Source organism: Clostridium drakei, from assembly GCF_000633595.2.
Taxonomy (GTDB): Bacteria; Bacillota; Clostridia; order Clostridiales; family Clostridiaceae; genus Clostridium_AM; species Clostridium_AM drakei.
On the sequence record NZ_JIBU02000010.1, the window covers coordinates 1 to 2,416 of the forward strand.

At 26.3% G+C, this 2,416-nt stretch carries 2 protein-coding genes; both read left to right on the forward strand.

The features are described 5' to 3' along the window. A partial coding sequence (locus EG57_RS0205685; protein WP_032076311.1) for a PD-(D/E)XK nuclease domain-containing protein occupies nt 1-540 on the forward strand: 540 nt, incomplete at its 5' end. Between the two features lie 679 nt (nt 541-1,219). Continuing rightward, nucleotides 1,220-2,416: AAA family ATPase (locus EG57_RS0205690; protein ID WP_032076312.1), on the forward strand; the 1,197-nt coding region annotated here is incomplete at its 3' end.

Here is a 2,416-nt window from a genome sequence, read left to right on the forward strand (position 1 = left end):
AGACTTGTATGTGAACTTGCCATACCTAATATAGAAGTAAAATACTTGTATAATGAGATAATAATGAGCTGGCTTAAAGAAAGTGTAAATAATGATGAATTCAATCTTATGTTAAATTCACTTACCAATGGAGATATAGAAAACTTTGAAGATATTTTTGCAGATTATGTAGTTAAGAGTTTTAGCTATTTTGATATAGGTGATGAAAGTGAGAACTTTTATCATGCTTTTGTACTTGGAATATTAGTGGCGTTAAATAACAAATATAGAGTGAAATCTAATAGGGAAAGTGGTTATGGAAGATATGATATAATGATTATTCCAAAGGATATAGGAAAAAATGGTATAATAATTGAGTTTAAAAAAGTTAATAAAAGAAGAAAAGAAACTTTAAATACAGCAGCAGAAAATGCATTAGCTCAAATAAAAACTATGAATTATAGACAAGAACTTATTGAACTTAGAGTGAAAAATATAATAGAACTTGGAATTGCTTTTGAAGGAAAAGATGTTTTTGTTTTAAAATCAAGTGATTCTTAGAAGAACTTATTCAGGTGCGTAACAGTGCTTATTCACCACTTGAAGAAGATGGGGTATTAGAAATGGTAGTGATCAGATAAAGTGCAATTTTACTTGGGTTAACTATGAATTTTACCAGCTGAAGTTAAAAATAAAGTGCCTTTAAAGCCTTGTAATATAAGAATTAAAGGCACTTTTTTTATCTGAATTTTCAAAAGTAAAAAATGGCTGGTAAAATTTTAAGAAAATCCTTTAATTTCAATGGATTAAGAAGTATAATAAAAAATGAGAATGGCTATTTTACAGTGGTTGAACTTTAACATAGGATGTATTTAAATACTATTATTTTATTGAACTCTGGAATCCATTTATGTTGAACTTTAACATAGGATGTATTTAAATTCTATTACTTCAGTTATTGTGTAAGTCTTGCAGAAAGTTGAACTTTAACATAGGATGTATTTAAATGAACCGAAATTGAAAGGCTTAAAGCACAAATTAGAGAGTTGAACTTTAACATAGGATGTATTTAAATTTAGCTTTAGCTTGGAAAGCTATTATTGTTAATACTATTGAACTTTAACATATGGCATATTAAAAATAAATGCTATTGCTTTAAATTAGCAGTAGCATTTATTTTTATGAATGTTTAAATAGCATTGTTTGTGTTAAAATAATTGTTAAGGAAGGAAGTGGTTAAGTGAAAAAGATTCCTATAGGTATAACTGATTTTAAGGAAATTATAAATAATAATTACTATCTTGTAGATAAGAGTTTGTTTATAAAAGAGATAATGGAAGATGGATCAAAAGTTTTATTATTGCCAAGACCAAGACGTTTTGGGAAGACCATAAATATGAGCATGCTTAAGTATTTCTTTGAAAAGACTGATGAAGATAATAGTTTTCTTTTTGAGAAATTGAATATATATGAACATAAAGATATTATGGGAAAGCAAGGAATATATCCTGTTATTTATATAACTTTTAAAGATTTAAAGGATAAAAATATTGATAAATGTTATGAAAAAATAAAAGAAATTTTAATTGAGCAATATGATAAATTTCAATTTATATTGGATACTTTAAGTGAAGTAGATAAAATGTATTATAATGATATTCTACTTGGAAAGGCATCTGAAGCACAATATGAAACTAGCCTTAAGAATTTAAGTAAATTTTTAAGCAGATATTATGGTGTTAACGTAGTTATTTTAATTGATGAATATGATGTACCAATACAAAGTGGATATTTAAATGATTATTATGAAGATATAGTTGAATTTATGAGAAACTTTTTAAGCGGTGGAGTTAAAGATAATGAATATCTTGAAAAAGCAGTAATGACAGGTATTCTAAGGGTAGCAAAAGAAAGTATATTTTCAGGACTTAATAATCTAAGCGTATATGGTATTTTAAAGAATAAGTATAGTAGTTACTTTGGATTTTCAGAAGTTGAAATAGAAGAGATTTTTAAATATTATGAAGTGGAATTTAAATTAGATGAAGTTAAAAGCTGGTACAATGGCTATGTATTTGGAGAAAATATAATATATAATCCATGGTCTATACTAAATTATGTTAATAATTATGAAGAAGGGCTTCAGCCATATTGGATAAACACTAGCAGTAATGATTTAGTGAAAAGCCTTATAACAAAAGGTGGACAGCAGTTAAAAAGTGAATTAGAAGACTTGATTCAAGATAAAAGTATAACAAAAGAAATAAATGAAGATGTTGAAATGAAGGAAATAGATAAGAGTACAGAAAATGTATGGAGTTTTTTACTTCTTAGCGGATATTTGAAAACTGTAAAAAAGATAAGAAAGCCAGATGGGAGACTTGTATGTGAACTTGCCATACCTAATATAGAAGTAAAATACTTGTATAATGAGATA